Origin of the sequence: Bradyrhizobium sp. AZCC 1578, assembly GCF_036924675.1 — a bacterium.
Lineage (GTDB): Bacteria > Pseudomonadota > Alphaproteobacteria > Rhizobiales > Xanthobacteraceae > Bradyrhizobium.
This window is the reverse complement of the sequence record NZ_JAZHRZ010000001.1, coordinates 7,381,004-7,396,249: the sequence shown is the minus strand read 5'-3', so window position 1 is coordinate 7,396,249 and position 15,246 is coordinate 7,381,004. Positions and strand designations below refer to the sequence as shown.

Here is a 15,246-nt window from a genome sequence, read left to right as displayed (position 1 = left end):
CGCGGCCACAATCGCTAGGTTTGGCCGGTGAAGGCCAGCGGGATCACGAAAAGCGTTTCAAAACGAGCAACTCAGTGTCCGCTCAGCACAAGTGTCTTGATCGGAAGCAGCAGGGCCTGGATGCGCAACAGCATCGCGTGCACGATGCCGACGGTGTCAACGGCATGCAACGCAAGCCGCTTGAATACGCCAGTGTCGTTTGAGGCAATCCGCTCGTGGTTACTGGTATAGGCGTTGACGATGCAACTGCTTCCGGGTGTCACGCCGTTAAGGCCGCCTTTATAGATCGGCTCCAGGTAGGTGAGAATGGTGCCTGGACGCATCACCTGCTGCGCGTCGACCAACTGCTCGCCGGCGCGGACCTGACCTGCTGCGATGTAATCTTGCACACCGGTCACCACCATCGGAATGATAGTCCAGGGCTTCGAGATGCATGTGGCCTCAGCGACCATTCCAACCTTCATGACCTGCGCCTCGATCTGTCCAAAGCCCGCAAAAAGCGCGCGTTGTCCTGCCCCCTCCGGAATGAGAACGCCAGCCGAGCGCATCATAGGATTGACGACATCTCCCACGCGCAGCGTGAACTGCTCTACCCGCCCGGCGACGCCAGCCCGAATATATGATTTGTCCAGATCCACCTGCGCATCGGCCAACGCCGCCTCCGCGCTTGCCTTCTCCGCGGGCAGAAGCGCGCTCACGCGAGTCATTGCTGATTGTTTCGAAGCTGTCGCGGAATCAAGGCCCCCTTGCCGACCCGCAAGCAGCACCTCGAGCTTTTCGATGTCGCGCTGCGGGACGATGCCGGGATTGCGCCTCTGAAGTTCGCGTTTGGTGTCCAGCTCATCCGAAGCTTGCTGATAGGCGCCCTTGGCCTCCTGAATCTGTCCTTCGGCCTTGAGGATGTCGGCCTGCGCCACCAGCAAAGCGGCCTCGACTTCGGCGATCTTGCGCCGGGCCGCTTCGATTGCTGCTTCCTGCTTTGAAGTGTCCAGCTTGAAGATCACATCACCCTTCTGGACGGGAGCGCTGAAATCAGCGCGAACTTCTGCGACCCGGCCAACTCTCTCAGGAACGATCGGAATGGTCCTGTAGAACAGCGTCGCCGTGTTGGTCGACGGATGAAAATAGAAGATGACCGTGATCAGGCCGACGGTCAGCATGAGGCAGGTGACGATGCCCCACCTCAGCTCAAACCACACTGAATAGAACGTGATCTCCCGGCCGAGCCGTTTCCCTTGCCAGTAGCGGCGATAAAGGTAATCCGGAAAGATCGTGACCAGGGAGCAGAGCAGCAATTCAAGCATGGCTGCGCACTCCCCTGACGCCGGCCTTTGTCGCATCCGCTCCCTCGGGGCGAGCGGCGTGGGCCGGGCCTTCATCGGCTATTTCGGCCACTTCGTTTCCCGGCGGAACGCCGGCCATCTTCTCGACCGATCCCGCGATGCTGCGCAGCGGCGTGCTGAAATCGGGCAAATCGATCATGGCAAGCAACAGCCCGATTACCCAAAACAGGTGGATGTGGGTAAAGAGCGCCAACAAACCCAACACAGCCACGATCTCGAATTGCAGCTTCTGCGATTTATGCGCCATCCGCTCCGGCAAAGAGTGCAAACGCAGATAAAGATTACCGACCAGCAGAACGGCACCGAGCAGAACGATGCCGACCACCACCATCAGGATATCGGTGCTGTCAGGAGCGGTGATGAAGCCCGGCAGGTGATGCGGGGCGCTTGGATGAAGTAACTCGCTCACGGCATACTCCATTCCAAAATGCAAACTATCGTACCGAAGAAAAACAAATACTCAGCCTCGCGGAACGGTTGTATCTTTGCACAAAACTGCGACTTGGCAAGCTAAGACCTTGTCGCCAGCACCACGCCCGCCAGCGTGAACACCAGTGCTGCGATCTGGATCAGGCCGAGCGGCTCACCGAGCGCGATGGCCGAGGCGACGACGCCGATCACGGGCACCGCCATGGTGCCGATCGCGGCGACTGATGCCGGCAGGCGGGCGAGCGCCGCGAACCAGCTCACATAGGCGATGCAGAACTGGATCACGGTCGAATAGATCAGGAGCCACCAGCCGAGCTGTGTCACCTCATCGATATGCGTGGTCTCGACGGCGAGACCGATGATGACGATCGGAAAACATCCGAGCCCGATCTGCCAGGCCGCGGCCGGGATCGGCGGCAGCGGCACCGGCAACTTTTTCGCCAGCACCGTGCCGAGCGCAAAGCCGAATGCGCCGCCGAGCGCCATCACCATGCCCGGCAGCTTTGCAGCGGTCGCACTAAAGCCGTTGCCGCCCATGATGGCGGCGAGCCCTGCGAACGCCATCACCAGCGCCACCGTGCGCAGAATAGTCGGCCGCTCGCCGAGCACCGGCCAGGCCAAGAGCGAGGCCCAGACCGGCATGGTGTAGGCGATCAGCGCGGCTTCGCTGGCCGGCAGCCAGAGCAGCGCCAGCCCCATCAGCACCATCCATCCCGTGACGTTGAGCAGCGCGGAGAGCATCAGCCGCGGCCACAAATGCCGCTCGACCTTGAGACTCTGCGAGCGCGCCAGCGCCAGCACGGCCAAGAGCGCCGCGCCGATCACGCCGGTCGAGCCCCGCAGCGTCAACGGCGGCAGCTCGCTCAGGAGATACTTCGTGACGGGCCAGTTGAACCCCCAGCCCACCGAGGTGATGGCAAGGAACATCAGGCCTGCGGGCGCGATCCGCATCGGCGCGCTGGTCGGTTTTGATTCTGTCATGGAGCCCGGCAGGGACGGAAAACGGTGGAATCGGCCTCACCTTGCCGCTTATCGGCGGGCGCGACCACGGGCTCGTCGGCATGCCAGCCCTCCCCGTTCCGTAGCGTTACGTGAGTCTTTCGAACGCAATCCCGAAAGCCGAAAAAATACCTGCCCTGTGAACAGCGGGACGAAGCCTGTTTCCACATGCGAGGAACAAATTTTTGGGTTGGGAATCCCTGAGGACTCACCGATACTTGGCACCATCACAGGCGCGGGAACACCCCCTGTTATCCGTCACTTTCCACCATATTTAGTATTTGATTCAGGAACTCGTACTACTCCTTGACGGGCGCAACGGGTTTGGCCTAGCCTTATTGCTGGACGGCGCGAGTTAAGTTCTGGGTCCCGCCGATCGCTCCCAAATGGGTTCCGAACGAGCACTCCGTCAGCCGGTTGAGGCACGGATCGAGGGCTTGTCTGCCCAAAATTCGGGGGCGATCCGGGCCTTAAAAAACGAGCCGAATGGCTCAAGGCGACGAGTTGCGGCGTTGAGTTGGGAGCATGGTCCGGAAAAGTGGGTACCGGTTTTCCGAACAGACCATGCTCAAACGAAGGAAGGGGCTGGCCTTGCCGGAAAGGCGGGACGAGCCCTTGGGGTGGCGAAGACAGAAACAGGGCCGGGTTCACCGGTAGAGCTGGCGGATCTCAAGGGCCAAGGTTGTCTTCAACCTTGGTGCCGAAGGTTCGCTCACTGCAACATCCGGCAACCGCAGGAAATGCGGACCGGGCAAGAAGACGGGGCACGACAACTATGCGAATCGAACGGCGCAACACCACTTCCGGCCAGTCACCCTATGCAGGGATTGATTTCAGGCTGACGACATCGGAGATCCGCAACCCCGACGGCTCGGTCGTGTTTCGGCTCGAGAACGTCGAAGTGCCCCAGTTCTGGTCGCAGGTCGCCTCCGACGTCCTGGCGCAGAAGTACTTTCGCAAGGCCGGCGTCGCTGCGCGGCTGAAGAAGGTCGAGGAAGAGACCGTCCCGTCGTGGCTATGGCGCTCGGTGCCGGACACCGAGGCCCTCGCCCTGCTCCCCGAAAGTGAGCGCTATATCGGCGAGACCAGCGCAAAACAGGTGTTCGATCGCCTCGCCGGCTGCTGGACCTATTGGGGCTGGAAGGGCGGCTACTTCTCCAGCGATGAAGACGCGCAAGCGTTCTACGACGAGCTGCGCTACCAGCTCGCAAAGCAGATGGTCGCGCCGAATTCGCCGCAATGGTTCAACACCGGGCTTCATTGGGCTTACGGCATCGACGGCCCCGGCCAGGGCCATTATTACGTCGACTGGAAGACCGGCAAGCTAACCAAGTCGAAATCGGCCTACGAGCACCCGCAGCCGCACGCCTGCTTCATCCAGGGCATCGAGGACGACCTCGTCAACGAGGGCGGCATCATGGACCTCTGGGTGCGTGAGGCGCGCCTGTTCAAATACGGCTCCGGCACCGGCTCGAACTTCTCGCGCCTGCGCGGCGAAGGCGAGCGCCTCTCCGGCGGCGGCCGCTCGAGCGGCCTGATGAGTTTTCTCAAGATCGGCGACCGCGCGGCGGGAGCCATCAAGAGCGGCGGCACCACGCGCCGCGCGGCCAAGATGGTCGTGGTCGACGTCGATCACCCCGACATCGAGACCTATATCGACTGGAAGGTGAAGGAGGAGCAGAAGGTTGCCGCCCTTGTCACCGGCTCCAAGATCAACCAAAAGCACCTCAAGGCCGTGCTGAAGGCCTGCGTGAACTGCGAGGGTTCGGGCGACGACTGCTTCGATCCCGAAAAGAACCCAGCGCTGCGCCGCGAGATCAAGCTGGCGCGCCGCGCGCTGGTGCCCGACAACTACATCAAGCGGGTGATCCAGTTCGCCAAGCAGGGCTACAAGGACATCGACTTCCCGATCTACGACACCGATTGGGATTCGGAAGCGTACCTGACCGTCTCCGGCCAGAACTCCAACAATTCGGTCTCGCTGAAGGACGACTTCCTTCGCGCGGTGGAGACCGACGGCGAGTGGAATCTGATCGGCCGCACCAACAAGAAGATTACAAAAACGCTGAAGGCGCGCGAGCTCTGGGAAAAGATCGGCCACGCCGCCTGGGCCTCGGCCGATCCGGGGTTGCACTTCAACACCACCATGAACGACTGGCACACCTGCAAGGCGTCCGGCGACATCCGCGCGTCGAACCCGTGCTCGGAATACATGTTCCTGGATGACACGGCGTGCAATCTCGCCTCCGCCAATCTGCTGACGTTCTATTCGACCACGACCAAGCGGTTCGACGTCGAGGCCTATGAGCACCTGTGCCGGCTCTGGACCATCGTGCTCGAAATCTCCGTGATGATGGCGCAATTCCCGTCGAAGGCGATCGCCGAGCTCTCCTACGAGTTCCGCACGCTGGGCCTGGGTTTTGCCAACATCGGCGGCCTCTTGATGACCATGGGCCTGCCCTATGACTCCAAGGAAGGCCGTTCGCTGTGCGGCGCGCTGACCGCTGTGATGACCGGCATCGCCTACAAGACCTCGGCCGAGATGGCGGCCGAGCTCGGCACCTTCCCCGGCTACAAGAAGAACGCCCAGCACATGCTGCGCGTGATCCGCAACCACCGCCGCGCCGCCCACGGCCACGCCTCGGGCTATGAGTCGCTCAGCGTCAACCCGGTGCCGCTCGACCACGCCTCCTGCCCGCAAGGAGACGTGATCGCGCATGCGACCAAGGCCTGGGACGACGCCCTCGCCCTCGGCGAAGCCAACGGTTTCCGCAACGCGCAGACGACTGTCGTGGCACCTACCGGCACCATTGGCCTCGTGATGGATTGCGACACCACCGGCATCGAGCCTGATTTCGCGCTGGTGAAGTTCAAGAAGCTCGCCGGCGGCGGCTACTGGAAGATCATCAACCAGGCCGTGCCCGAAGCGCTGCGCGCGCTCGGCTACCGCGAAAGCGAGATCGCCGAGATCGAGGCCTACGCCGTCGGCCACGGCTCGCTCTCCAACGCCCCCGGCATCAACGCCACCACCCTCAAGGCCAAGGGCTTCACCGACGAAGCCTTGGCCAAGGTGGAAAAGGCGCTGCCGACCGCGTTCGACATCAAGTTCGCCTTCAACAAGTGGACCTTTGGCGAAGACTTTTTGCGCGACACGCTGAACCTCGCGCCCGAGACGATCGCGGCCCCCGGCTTCGACCTCCTCGCCGCGCTCGGGTTTACAAAACGCGAGATCGAGGCCGCGAACGTGCACATCTGCGGCGCGATGACGGTGGAAGGCGCGCCTCACTTGAAGGCCGAGCACTATCCGGTGTTCGACTGCGCCAACCCCTGCGGCAAGATCGGCAAGCGCTATCTGTCGGTCGAGAGCCACATCCGCATGATGGCGGCCTCGCAGCCGTTCATCTCGGGTGCGATCTCGAAGACCATCAACATGCCGAACGACGCCACCGTCGAGGACTGCAAGGCGGCGTATTTGCTGTCCTGGAAGCTCGCGCTGAAGGCCAACGCGCTCTACCGCGACGGCTCGAAGCTGAGCCAGCCCTTGAACTCGCAGCTCATCGCCGATGATGACGACGAGGACGATGCGGTGGAGGCGCTCTACGAGAAGCCGATGGCCGCGCGCACCGCGCAGGTCTCGGAAAAGATCGTCGAAAAACTGGTCGAGCGCATCGTCGTGATGCGCGAGCGCGAGAAGATGCCGGATCGCCGCAAGGGTTACACCCAGAAGGCGGTGGTCGGCGGCCACAAGGTGTACTTGCGCACCGGCGAATATGACGACGGCCGTCTCGGCGAGATCTTCATCGACATGCACAAGGAAGGCGCGGCGCTCCGCTCCTTCATCAACAACTTTGCGATCGCCGTCTCGCTCGGCCTGCAATACGGCGTGCCGCTGGAGGAATATGTCGACGCCTTCACCTTCACCCGCTTCGAGCCGGCGGGCCCCGTGCAGGGCAACGACTCCATCAAGTACGCGACCTCGATCCTCGACTATGTGTTCCGCGAACTCGCGGTCAGCTACATGTCGCGCTTCGATCTCGCCCATGTCGATCCGACCGAGTCGAATTTCGACGCGCTCGGCAAGGGCGTCGAGGAAGGCAAGGAGCCGTCCGACCAGGGCCAGCAGGCAACCAAGTACCTGTCCAAGGGCCTGACCCGCTCGCGCACGGATAATCTGGTGGTGATGCGCGGCGGCGATGTGGATGCCCGCGGCTCCCACAACGTCACCGCGATCGCCGGCCACGGCCCCAGCGCCCGCGCCTCCGACGCCCACGAAGGCGCGGTGGCCTTAAGGCAGGAATCCCAGCACGACCTGTCCCCGACAGAAAAGCTGGGAGCTCTGCAATGGAGCAAGTCCGGCAGCGCGGCGGTAGCGGTCGCCCCCAGCAAGGCCGAACGCCGCGCGGAAGCCAAGGCCAAGGGCTACGAAGGCGAGATGTGCTCGGAGTGCGGCAACTTCACGCTGGTGCGGAATGGCACGTGCATGAAGTGCGATACGTGTGGGTCTACGACGGGGTGTTCGTGAGAGGTCGTCAATCTCATTGCTGGTTTCAAACAATCCAAAGGCCGCTCAAACGAGCGGCCTTTAACACAGGCAGACAATCATATGGCGAGCATTCACCTACAGGATTGCGTTTGCGCCCATTGCCGTGACAGGAAGCCTTTTTCAATTCCTCCACACCTCCTTGATGCAATAGCCAACGGGGAAGTCGTGATTTTTGCCGGTGCAGGAATTAGCACTGAAAACCGGACTTATTCGCGAACTACATTCTACGAAGAAATCCGATCCGAACTTAAGTTAACCGAACATATCTCTTTTCCAAGACTAATGGACGCTCTTTGTGCTCAACCTGACGGAAGGCTCAGACTGCTCAAAAAGATAAAAAAGCGATTCGATTACTTCATTTCATTCGATGAATTTTACCAAGCCATGACCCGAGTTCATAGGGCGATCTCGCCGCTCCATACGATAGCGGACGTAATAACAACGAACTGGGATGATTTTTTCGAGCGCGCGTGCGGGTTTGATGCCTTCGTCTACGATAGCGATCTTGCATTCTGGGACGCATCACGCCGACGGGTCATGAAGATACATGGATCGATAACAAACTTTGGATCAATTGTTGCAACCACCAGTGACTACCGACAATCCTATAAGCGCTTAAACAACGGACCGCTAGGCGCTCATCTCAAGTCACTGATCGCACGCAAGACGGTAGTCTACGTTGTTATTCTCTTTCGGACGACAACTATCTTCGCCTGTTACGAAATATTTCCAAGATGATGGGATCGAGCGCCCGCCAATCGTACTTTGTCTCACCCAGCATTGACCAAGGAAAACTTGCAAAGACACCGATCACTCTCGTCCCGATAGAAACGGACGGAGCATACTTCTTTGAAGAAGTGCGCACCCAGCTTACCGAACGGTGCGGAATTGTTCGAGACGAAGCATTTGAAGCCTGCGCAATTTTGCTCCCGCTGGCCCTAAACATTCACAGCAAGACTGCCGACGCCTTCATCAAGAAGCAACCTAGCCTCCTACTTTTCGTATTGAGCTACCAAGACGGCCTGATACATGGGCTCAAGCGAATTCTCACAATGAAGAAGACAGGAGAGTATCACTCCGCGACTCACGTCCACTCGCAGGTGCATACTTACGAGCATATTGTCGACGATTATATAAAGGAGAAAAGCTATTGGAACGCTTCGTATGCACTCGGCTACCAAGCATCTCTGATTTATCTATTGCTACGATCGAAGGACGATCGCGCCTCTCAACCTCCTTTTTTTAGCGTTCCATTCAATGCAAACGTCACTTCTCTCGCGGCCGCTGTTAGATTTCCTGACAAACAGCTTCCAAGATCGGCTGCGCGCGAAGCCAAGATATTTCTGAGCCAGTATCCGAAGGCTGCGCAGCTAATACCAAGTCATACACCGTATCTCTAACGCAACTTTCCTCGCAACGAACGCAGCCCGAATGGAATACTCGATCGGGGACCAAGAACTCGCTCCCGCATCTCGCTTCGCTCATGGGGGATTACGGTGACAGTGGACTTAACTCGAAGACGCCGCATGGTTCTCAGCTACGAATTGAATGCACTGTCACACGAAGTCCACAAGCGCAGCCAAGGAAGCGGGCCGTGAATGAATTTCCAATTGAAGATATTCATCGCATGCTCGACAGTGTCGAGGACATAATCTTCGACTTGGACAGCAAGCCCGATACGATCGATGTAGCTGACCTAGGTGAACTATCCCTCGTTGTCTTAGAGATAATGGGATGGACTAACACTGCTTATATGGAGAACCGACTATCGGTTAATCCCAGCAACGGTCAGAAAGCGTGACGCAATCAGAATTGCGGATCGAGTTCGGTCATTTTTGAAGAGCGAAGATCAAGCGTCCGCCCCCGACGCTCCGGTGCCGACAATCCAGAAAGAGCCTCCTCGGCTGAAGCCAGTCACTTGCACTGCCGAGCAATGGGTAATGGTTGGCGTGGCCTCCGAAGCAAAGCAGAAAATAAACCTAATATCAGTTCTGCTTGATAGCATAGTCGTGCAGGTTAAAGGAGCCAATGCCCCGACGGCTGAGCAACTACTCACTGACGTTGAGCGACAGCAGTTGATTGCCATCTTAGAGACCACCCTGAACGTCTTGAAATCCCCACTGGTAGAGACCGGGATGCTGAAGACAGCTCAGAAGACGCTGAAGGAGGCAAGTGGAAAAGCTGCAAAGGGCTCTCTCCAGAAAGGCCTCGGAAAACTTATGGATGCGGGCGCCGATAGGATTGCGGAGTTGCTAATCAAGCTTCTCACGTAACAAAAGCATTATGGACCATAGCCTGTCTCACCGTGGCGTAGTTCTTTATACTTCCATGTGACCTTTATCGATCGTGGGGAAGTCGAACATGGGCGACATTAATAACTTCCAGAGGCTCGGCGCTCCTCACAGCGCCGGAGTGGGGAGCGCCTTTGAGGTAATGGCAAAGAAGTTCTTCCAAACGACCGAGGCTCTAGAATTAGAACCAAACTTTTCAGTTCCAGTTGGAGTAACGCATCTGAAGAAGATGCACCGCTTTGATCTCGGCAGTAAATCACCGGCGGTCCTTGTTGAATGCAAGTCTCATACATGGACACAAGCGGGCAACATGCCAAGTGCAAAGATGACCGTTTGGAACGAAGCGATGTACTACTTTCACATTGCACTTGGAGGATTTCGGCGGATCATGTTCGTTTTGAGACACCACCGTCGTGGACTCAGCCTCGCGTCCTATTATCTTCAAACACATGGACACATGGTACCGAGCGGAGTGGAAGTCTGGGAATTCGACACAGATACAATGCTCGGCGAACGACTTCGTTGAAGATGACCGCTCCATTCTCTTCTCAGAGGCCGCACGCAACGGCGGCGTACGGCCTGATTACGGTGACAGTGCACTTAATCTGCCGAAGGCGAAGTGCTGTTTAGTGCACTGTCACTGTAATCCCAGCGATTGATCCGCGGTTACGCGGAGCCTGTTATCGGACCGCGCATCGCGCGGACCCGTTGGCTAATCCACCCTACCCACCGAGCATATTCCAGACAACGGGGCACCATCCCGACGGGCAGCGCCACGGAGCCGGTTCCGCTGTTTCAACCTAGCCGACCGCCGTGCCGTTGGCCTCAGGCACGGCGGAATTCGCGCGCGTTACCGCGCACTGCCCGTCGTTATCGGTTCCGAGTGTACCGGGATCATCAGGTGCTCGTTGGGTTTGCCGGGGAACATGACGTAGGGCTGCGTCGGGTCTTTGACATCCAGATCGCGCGGATAGGGACTGAGCATCTCGCGTGCTGCGCCGCCGACGATCATGACATGCGGCCCGGTCTGGACCCAATGCTTGTGCGTGTGCCGTTCGGCGGAATCATGATTGCTCGTGCCTGTGTCACCGTCCAGCATGAAAATGAGGCCAATTTTGTTCGGCGGAGTCTGTTTGGCCTGCAGAGCCTTGCGCCATTCCATGGCGTTCTCGTCATCGCATTCGGGCGTTCCGTCATTTCCGATAAAGCAAGTGAAACCGTTCGATCCGGTTTGGATCGTCTTGGAAGATCCATCCGGCTGCGGCATGGTGATCGTCGCGTTGTTCACGACCGACGCCGGAGCAGCGGTCTTCACCTTGGCGATGTACTCTGGTTCGGTCTTCGGGACTTCCTCGGTGGGAAGAGCCGATGCCGATGTGATGGTGAGGGCTGCCGATGCGACGTAGAACCCAACCGACGCGAGAGTAGAGCCTGTTCATGGCTTACCTCCTGTAGTGGGCAACCGGCATCAATTCTACACCCAAGCCAAGTGGGTGCCTCAAAAATTTCAGGAGGACATCTTCGACAACGTACCGCCGATGCCAAGACCGGAGGAACGGGCTACCGTTCCCCTTGGGTTCCGATGCGAGACACGCACGCGGCATGGCGGCTCGGCCTTGCGTTGACTGTAGCCCCCTTTTCTTCCACAGCGAGTAGCCCGGATAAGCACAGTGATATCCGGGACAACCCGAGCACCGCCTCGGATTTCGTGGAGCCTGCCATCGGGCGCGCATTCGCGCGACCCATTGGCTCATCCGGGCTGCGCTCGCTACTTTGCATGGGGTTGTTTTCGCGATTTTGTGTCTGGGCCCTGCGGTGTACTGCGGAAGAGTATCTGCACCGAGTCCGGGAGGCGAGATCGTCAGCAAGCAGCCCCGACGAGCGCGGCGATATCCGGGACGACCCCAGCACCACCCGGATATCGCGGAGCCTGTCATCGGGCGCGCATTCGCGCGACCCGTTGGCTCATCCGGGCTACGCTCACTATTCACTTACTTCGCCAGCCCAAGCGACTTCAGCGCCTTGCCGTTGTCCTCGTTGTCCGCCTTCATGAACTCCGCGAACTTCGCCGAGTCCAGATAGATCATGTCGAAGCCGCGCCTGTTCATGAACTCCTTGAACTCTTCGCTGTCCCAGATCTTCTTGATTGCGGTCGCGTACTGCGCGGCAATCTCCTTCGGCAGGCCCTTTGGCGCCGCAAAGCCGCGCCACACACCCTTGTGCCACTTGTGACCCGTCGCCTCCTCGGTGGTCGGCACATCAGGGAAGTTCGGCGCGCGTTTGGGTGAGAAGAACACGAGGCTGCGGATCCGCCCTGCCTTGATCAGCGCCTCGGCTTCCGGCATCGAGCACGCGACGAAGTCGACGCCGCCGGCCGCGAGATCGGTCAGCGCGGTCGCGGCGCCGGTGGACGGCACCCAACGGATCGAACCGGGCGAAACGCCGTCGGCCTGCATCAGGCCGGCGAGCGCGACATGCCAGCTTCCGCCCTGCCCCGTACCCGAGGCCACGATCTTGTTCGGGTTCGCCTTGATATGCGCGAACAGCTCCTTGACGGTCTTGTAGGGCGAGTCCGCCTTCACGTGGATCGCGGCGGGGTCCTGGTTGACCAGCGCGATCGGCGTATACTTCTCCCAGGTGAGATCGGTGAGCCCCACCCAGTGCATCAGGTTGATCTCGAGCGTGATGAGACCGAACGTGTAACCGTCAGGCGCAGCGGTGGCGATCGCCTGGTGGCCGACCACGCCCGACCCGCCAGTGCGGTTCACGACGTTTACCGGCTGCTTGAGATCGCGTTCCAGCATGCTCGCGATCTGGCGCGCGACCGCGTCGGTGCCGCCGCCGGCGGCCCACGGCACGATCAGCGTGATCGGCCGCTCGGGGAAGGCCGCTTGCGCGTTTCCGGGGCCGAGCAGGCTTGCGGCCGCAAGCGCCGCAAGCGCGAGATTTCTGACCAAATTGCTGACCTGGCGAAACATTCGCAAAACCCTCCCGCTCTGTTTTTTATGCGCCGGGTGAGACACCGCGACGGGCGCTTATGCGCTATTCGCCATTCGGGTGGCGGAGCACTGACATGTCAAGGAGAAGCAAACGTAGGGCGAATTAGCCGAAGGCGAGCCGCGGACATCCCTCATTGCGACCTTCAGCGAATCCGCCGATCCTCCGATCGACATGGGGTGATTCGTGCTCGCTGAAACTACCGATCAATATCTGGAAAGCCTCAATGCAGAGCAGCGCAGGGCCGTCGAGCACGGCATTGCGGCGGACGGAACCATCGGCGTCCCGCTTCTTGTCATTGCCGGCGCAGGATCCGGAAAGACCAACACGCTCGCGCACCGGGTTGCCCATCTCATCATCAAAGGCGCCGACCCGCGCCGCATGCTGCTGATGACGTTTTCGCGCCGTGCGGCCGCCGAGATGACGCAGCGTGTCGAACGCATCGCGCGCCGTGTCCTCGGCGATAAGGCCGGCATTATGACGGAGGCGCTGACCTGGGCCGGGACCTTCCATGGCATCGGGGCGCGGCTGCTGCGCGAATACGCCGAACGCATCGGCTTCGATCCGGCCTTCACCATCCATGATCGCGAGGATTCGGCTGATCTGCTCAACCTGGTGCGCCACGAGCTCGGATTTTCAAAGACCGAGTCTCGTTTTCCCACCAAGGGCACATGTCTTGCGATCTATTCCCGTTGCGTGAACGCGCAGGCGCCGATCGAGGCGGTGCTCGGGCAGCATTATCCCTGGTGCTCGGGATGGGCTGACGAACTCAAGCGATTGTTCGCTGCTTACGTCGAGGCCAAGCAGAAGCAGAACGTGCTCGACTATGACGACCTCCTGCTGTGGTGGGCGCAGATGGTCTCGGAGCCTGCAATCGCGCAGGAGATCGGCGGCCGGTTCGATCATGTCATGGTCGACGAGTATCAGGACACCAACCGGCTTCAGGCGACGATACTCCTGGCGCTCAAGCCGGATGGACGCGGCCTTACTGTGGTCGGGGACGACGCCCAATCGATCTATTCGTTTCGCGCGGCCACTGTCAGAAACATTCTGGATTTTCCCGATCACTTCAGCCCAAAAGCAGAGATCATTACGCTCGACCGCAACTATCGCTCCACGCAGCCGGTTCTGGCGGCCGCCAATGGCGTGATTGGACTTGCCAGGGAACGGTTCACCAAAAACCTCTGGACCGAGCGCAATTCGGCCCAGCTGCCGCGTCTGGTCACGGTTCGCGATGAGGCCGACCAGGCGCGCTACATCGTCGAGCAGGTGCTGTCGAACCGCGAGGAAGGATCGCGTCTCAAGGAGCAGGCTGTTCTGTTCCGGACGTCCTCACACAGCGGCCCGCTGGAGGTCGAGCTGACGCGGCGCAATATTCCCTTCGTCAAGTTCGGCGGCCTGAAGTTCCTGGACGCCGCCCACGTAAAAGATGTGCTGGCGCTGCTCAAGTTCGTCGAGAACCCACGGGACCGCGTCGCCGGATTCCGCGTGCTTCATTTGCTGCCCGGTATCGGCCCGGCGTCGGCGCAGCGCATTCTCGATCAAACCACCGTCATGGCCGATCCGATCGCCGCGCTTGCAGCGCTGCCGACGCCTCCCCGCGCCGGCCAGGATTGGACCGCGTTCGTCGAAACGCTTGGTAATCTCCGCTATTCGGAATGGCCTGTTGACATCGAACGTATCAGGCTCTGGTACACCCCGCATCTGGGGCGAATCCACGAGGATGCCGAGGTGCGGCTGGCTGATCTATTGCAGCTCGAGCAGATCGCCTCGGGCTATCCTTCCCGCGAGCGCTTTCTGACCGAGCTCACGCTCGATCCACCTGACGCGACCAGCGATCGCTCCGGGCCACCACTGCGAGACGAAGACTATCTGATCCTGTCCACGATCCACTCTGCCAAGGGTCAGGAATGGAAGTCGGTATACGCCTTGAACGTCGTCGACGGCTGCATGCCGTCTGATCTCGGCGCCGGCACGACGGCTGAACTCGAAGAAGAGCGACGTCTTCTGTATGTTGCGATGACGCGCGCCAAGGACGATCTGCATCTGATCGTGCCGCAGCGCTTCTTCGTGCACGGCCAGCAGGCACGCGGCGACCGGCATGTCTATGCGTCCCGGACGCGGTTCATACCGGATCATCTGGTCAAGCTGTTCGAACGGCAGACATGGCCGGCTGCGTCCCCGGCGGCACGCCCGACGCCAAATCAAAACGTGCAGATGGATATTCGTGAACGCATGCGCGGCATGTGGCGTTAGCAGCGTGGCCGGACGAGCAACCGGGTCGCGCGAATGCGCGACCCGGTTTGGCTCATACAGGCTGCTTGCTACTCGTTACTCGCCGGTGAGAACGCAACTACCATCCGCGATTCATGTGGCGCACTTCGCCGGTTCGCGAGTCGACATAGACTTCCATCCAGCGACCCGCGCGGTCGCGGCCTTTGATCTCCCACTGATCGCCTTGGAACTGGGTGTAGGACACCGTCATGACGCCGAGACCGGTCGCCACGTCGAGCGCGGTCTCCATCGAAATCTGGTCACCGGAATCGAAGGCGACGGCAGGTGTCGCTGCACCAAGCGCTAAGGCAGTGACAATTGGAAGAATGACATTTCGCATGGACACTCCTGTCGAACGCGTTGAGCCGTT

At 60.0% G+C, this 15,246-nt stretch carries 13 protein-coding genes; 7 read left to right on the top strand and 6 right to left on the bottom strand.

All coding sequences use genetic code 11. From position 1 onward, the window contains the following. Positions 1–71 precede the first annotated feature (71 nt). The 3 genes from V1290_RS35315 to V1290_RS35305 form a co-directional block, all read right to left on the bottom strand. Positions 72–1,304: an HlyD family secretion protein gene (locus V1290_RS35315; protein WP_334368691.1), complete on the bottom strand. Its 1,233-nt coding sequence runs from the start codon at positions 1,302–1,304 to the stop codon at positions 72–74. Continuing rightward, positions 1,297–1,752 carry a hypothetical protein gene (locus V1290_RS35310; RefSeq protein ID WP_334368689.1) on the bottom strand — a complete coding sequence of 152 codons (456 nt, stop codon included), beginning with the start codon at positions 1,750–1,752 and terminating at the stop codon, positions 1,297–1,299. The genes V1290_RS35315 and V1290_RS35310 overlap by 8 nt, the downstream gene beginning before the upstream one ends. Before the next feature lie 101 nt (positions 1,753–1,853). Further along, positions 1,854–2,753 (bottom strand): DMT family transporter, encoded by a 900-nt coding sequence (locus V1290_RS35305; RefSeq protein ID WP_334368687.1) that lies wholly within the window; start codon positions 2,751–2,753, stop codon positions 1,854–1,856. Between the two features lie 793 nt (positions 2,754–3,546). Between V1290_RS35305 and V1290_RS35300 the strand changes: the two genes are divergently transcribed. From V1290_RS35300 to V1290_RS35280, 6 genes are all read left to right on the top strand, one after another. Further along, positions 3,547–7,293: a vitamin B12-dependent ribonucleotide reductase gene (locus V1290_RS35300; protein ID WP_334368685.1), complete on the top strand. Its 3,747-nt coding sequence runs from the start codon at positions 3,547–3,549 to the stop codon at positions 7,291–7,293. Between the two features lie 81 nt (positions 7,294–7,374). Continuing rightward, positions 7,375–8,052 (top strand): SIR2 family protein, encoded by a 678-nt coding sequence (locus tag V1290_RS36665; RefSeq protein WP_442895035.1) that lies wholly within the window; start codon positions 7,375–7,377, stop codon positions 8,050–8,052. After that, the gene (locus V1290_RS35295) at positions 8,049–8,714 is read left to right on the top strand and encodes a hypothetical protein (RefSeq protein WP_334368683.1); all 666 of its coding nucleotides are present in this window, start codon (positions 8,049–8,051) and stop codon (positions 8,712–8,714) included. The genes V1290_RS36665 and V1290_RS35295 overlap by 4 nt, the downstream gene beginning before the upstream one ends. Before the next feature lie 194 nt (positions 8,715–8,908). After that, a complete protein-coding gene (locus V1290_RS35290) occupies positions 8,909–9,115 on the top strand; it encodes a hypothetical protein (RefSeq protein ID WP_334368682.1) in 207 nt (68 codons plus the stop codon). Between the two features lie 139 nt (positions 9,116–9,254). Continuing rightward, complete coding sequence (locus V1290_RS35285) at positions 9,255–9,587, top strand: hypothetical protein (protein WP_334368680.1); 333 nt, start codon at positions 9,255–9,257, stop codon at positions 9,585–9,587. A gap of 88 nt (positions 9,588–9,675) precedes the next feature. Continuing rightward, positions 9,676–10,131, top strand: coding sequence for a hypothetical protein (locus V1290_RS35280; RefSeq protein ID WP_334368678.1), 456 nt, complete (start codon positions 9,676–9,678; stop codon positions 10,129–10,131). A gap of 324 nt (positions 10,132–10,455) precedes the next feature. On the opposite strand, the gene V1290_RS35275 is transcribed toward V1290_RS35280, so the two are convergent. Together V1290_RS35275 and V1290_RS35270 are read right to left on the bottom strand one after the other, a co-directional pair. Further along, a complete protein-coding gene (locus V1290_RS35275) occupies positions 10,456–10,893 on the bottom strand; it encodes a hypothetical protein (RefSeq protein ID WP_334368676.1) in 438 nt (145 codons plus the stop codon). A gap of 703 nt (positions 10,894–11,596) precedes the next feature. Beyond that, positions 11,597–12,583: a tripartite tricarboxylate transporter substrate binding protein gene (locus V1290_RS35270; protein ID WP_334368675.1), complete on the bottom strand. Its 987-nt coding sequence runs from the start codon at positions 12,581–12,583 to the stop codon at positions 11,597–11,599. Positions 12,584–12,788: 205 nt separating this feature from the next. On the opposite strand from V1290_RS35270, the gene V1290_RS35265 reads away from it, so the two are divergent. Beyond that, a complete protein-coding gene (locus tag V1290_RS35265) occupies positions 12,789–14,858 on the top strand; it encodes an ATP-dependent helicase (RefSeq protein WP_334368674.1) in 2,070 nt (689 codons plus the stop codon). Between the two features lie 97 nt (positions 14,859–14,955). Here the strand turns inward: V1290_RS35265 and V1290_RS35260 are convergent, their stop codons facing one another. Next, entirely contained in the window at positions 14,956–15,216 is a 261-nt protein-coding gene (locus V1290_RS35260) for a PepSY domain-containing protein (protein ID WP_028346352.1), read from the bottom strand. Positions 15,217–15,246: the final 30 nt, after the last annotated feature.